The sequence below is a fragment of the Endozoicomonas sp. SESOKO3 genome (assembly GCF_024606255.1).
In genome coordinates this window covers 1-3319 of record NZ_JAHHPR010000479.1, presented here as the reverse complement: position 1 = coordinate 3319, position 3319 = coordinate 1, and the positions used below count along the sequence as shown (strand labels likewise).

Annotated in this window: 2 protein-coding genes; both read left to right on the top strand. The window is 48.5% G+C overall.

The window, feature by feature from the left end; all coding sequences use genetic code 11:
* Positions 1–1537 (top strand): hypothetical protein (locus tag KDK18_RS08205; protein WP_257254419.1); only part of this gene is annotated, 1537 nt, incomplete at its 5' end.
* A 138-nt stretch (positions 1538–1675) separates the two neighbouring features.
* Positions 1676–3160 carry a hypothetical protein gene (locus tag KDK18_RS08200; RefSeq protein WP_257254418.1) on the top strand — a complete coding sequence of 495 codons (1485 nt, stop codon included), beginning with the start codon at positions 1676–1678 and terminating at the stop codon, positions 3158–3160.
* The last annotated feature ends 159 nt before the right edge of the window (positions 3161–3319 follow it).

Genomic DNA, 3319 nt, shown 5'->3' with positions numbered 1-3319 from the left:
AACCGCTGCTAAAACAACCTCTGCTAAAACAACCGCTGCTAAAACAACCGCTGCTAAAACAACCTCTGCTCAGACAACCCCTACTCAGACAACCCCCTCTCAAACAACGGCTTCTCCAATAGTATTATGCGACACCCTGACAGGGCAGACGACAGGTGGGGTTCAGCGTCGACTAAATCAATACAGTAACCTTGTTCGCGGACGACGATGTATTGTTCTCACTGCCGACCCGGCTGAGGATCTGGCTCAATTAATCAATGGGCTTCCGGAAGACATCGTGATCCTGCTCTCTTCCAATTCGGTTCCTACTTCGGTTCCTACAATGACGCCTTCTTCTTCCGTTACCCCGGTGTCGGGTAAAACACCTGTTAATTACCTTATTCACGGTGAAATAGTTTTGAAAGAGGGTCAGGACATTATCGGGGCTGCTGATGACGGTTTCGAAATCGTCATCATGCTTGACGAAAGCTATAGAGCGTACAATATGATCGTTGTTGGAGATTCAGGTAACTCTATATTTGGAGAAACAAAAGACAACAATATAAGACACATAACGTTTCGGCCCAATCAACCTAAAGGCCGCCGACGCACTAACGCTCTTGTTTCAGCATGGTGCTATAACCAGAGTCTGATCATAGCACATAACGTGTTACACCTGCCTGACTGGGTCGGCGTCAAGCTTGATTGCAGACAACCCCTGGATGCATCGATCAGTGATTCACGCTCAGGCCCCGGCCTGCTGATCGCTAATAATACGTTTAAAGCTGAAACTTTCAACGTGGGGGGCACAGATCTTATTCCAATGGAAGCGGTCGTTGTTATTACTCCAACCATCAAGAATCAGTCACAGAGAGTCGCTATTATTGATAACACATTCCAGGGCAAGCTGTCAGAAGCGGTAGAGTTTTCTCCCGGGCCCGGAAGCAGTATCGATATCTTCAGAAACAGGATCGACATTGACAATACGGGCACAACCTACCGTGAATATATGATGGGACGTAGCATTAAAAAAAGTGGTATCACGTTCGAAGGTATTACCGATGCCGATGCAGAACCTCCTCTCTTTAACCTTGCGGGCAATAGAATCCTCGTTAGAAATACAGCAATAGATATCTTGGGTCGAGTGAAACTGGCCATGGCTTGCAACCACATGGAGGGAATCCACCCCTGGCGGCAGGAACAACATCAATACAGCCTGAAAGCCGTTGATCCCTTACCTCTGGCGCGCGAGTGCAAAAGATCCCTGAGTTCAACCGTTGGCATGGCAACTACCCGTCCACCTGCACTCTGTCAGATCGTGAATAGCTGGAGAGCCGTCGAAGCTTCCCCGGCTAATTATGTAAGTGGACTGAGCAACCTCGAGGGTCAGTTCTACTTTGACCCGGCCATCTGCCCGACAGTCGCTTCGCCCTCTGCTGTTATTAACAGTACCAGCGACACTGGCGATGACGATATCGCCACTTCATCAGCCCTTGCAACTGCAGCGACGACCGCTCTGAGTATCATGACCACTCTGGCCCTGTTGCTGAATCAGTAGCCTGTGCCCGTTGCTCCGGTTTAAGGAAACTGTTGCAAAAGTAGCCAGCGATGTTCTTGAAATATTCTTAAGACATTAATGGATGCACACAAACGCATGGACTAGGATTTTGACGAGTTATACTCGGGAGTCTTGAAAATGATTATTTCGCGGCGTTGCTTGGCCCGCTTGGTCGCTGCTGTGCTTCTCTTACAGACTCTCAACCTTCAAGCCCAGAACACAACTCAACCTGCTCCCCCTTCTTCTACAACATCACCGCCAACGGTATTATGCGAAGCTCTTCCAGGGAATACGACGGGGGTTCAGCAACGGCTAAAACAGTACAGTGAACTGGTTCGCGGGCGTCAATGCGTTGTTCTCAGTGCCGACCCAACAGAGGATTTAGCGGAGCTGATCAATCGGCTTCCGCAAGATACGGTGATACTGCTCTCCTCCTACATGGTCCCTACGATGAAGCCTTCTCCATCCGTTACCCCGTTGACGGGCAAAACCCCTGTTAATTACCTCATTGGCAGTCAAATAGTCTTGAAGAACGGTCAGGATATTATCGGGGCTGCTGATAACGGTTTCGAAGTCGTCATCATGCCTGGCAGAAGTTATTCAGATAGATATATGGTCATCGTAGGAGACCGCAGTGACTTTAAGTTCAGAGAAACAAAAGACAGCAATATAAGACACGTAACTTTCTGGCCAACCAGACCTGATGGCTCACGATCCATTGAAAGAATTGTTTCAGCAACTTGTTATAACCGGAGACTGATTATAGAAAACAACGTATTTCATCTCCCTAACAATTATGGGGTTAGACTTGATTGCAGACAACCTCTGGATGCATCGGCCAATGATCTGCGCACCGGGCCGGGCCTGCTGTTCGCTAATAACACGGTAAAAGGCGAACGCTTTAACGTTTCAGCTGGTAACTTTATTCCACTGAATGGGCTGTTTGTTTCTATTGCCAGAATCAAGCATCAGTCACAGCAAATCGCTATTGTTGACAACACCTTCCGGGGCAAGATGTCAGAAGTGGGAGACTTGACTCTTGGACCCGGAAGCCATATTGATATCTTCAGAAACACAATCGACATTGACAATACAGGCACAACCTATCGTGAATATTTGATGTCAAGATACATACCAAAAAATGCTTTCACGCTGACGGGTATTCGTAATACCACTGCAGAGCCTCCTCTCTTCAATCTGGCAGGCAATCAGATCCGCGTTAGAGATGCAGCTATACATGTCGAGGCACAACTTGAACTGGCCCTGGCCTGCAACCAGCTGGAGGGACTCGCTCCGTGGCGACAAACTCAACAAAAATACAGCCTGAAAGCTGCCGATCCATTGCCACTGGAAGGTGAGTGTGAAGGATCCGTGAATTCAACCGATGCCATGGCAACTACCAGCCCACCGTCAACCTCCCGGATTCTGAATACCTGGACAACCATCGTTACACCTTTATATGGACTTTCCAACGTTGAGGGTCAGTTCTACTTTGACTCGAAAGCCTGCCCGACAGTCGCTTTGCCTTCTGATGTTATGACCACCACAACCTCGGCGGGTACAACCGAAGTGACTACCGCTTTGGGTGTCATCACCACACTGACCCTGTTGTTGAATCTATAACCTGAACTCACCTCTCCGGTATACAGAAGCTGCCCCAAAAACAGCAGCCAGCGCGATTTTCCGGTCATGTTTTAACGACGTTAACAGGTAGGTATAAATTCATAGGCTAGCAGCCTGTCGGACTTAAGCGTCCGTAGCGAGGATTGCAAGAAATTGAGG

Excerpts from the sequence above, each read along its gene's own strand:
- KDK18_RS08200 (WP_257254418.1), top strand. The coding sequence starts at position 1,676 with ATGATTATTTCGCGGCGTTGCTTGGCCCGCTTGGTCGCTGCTGTGCTT.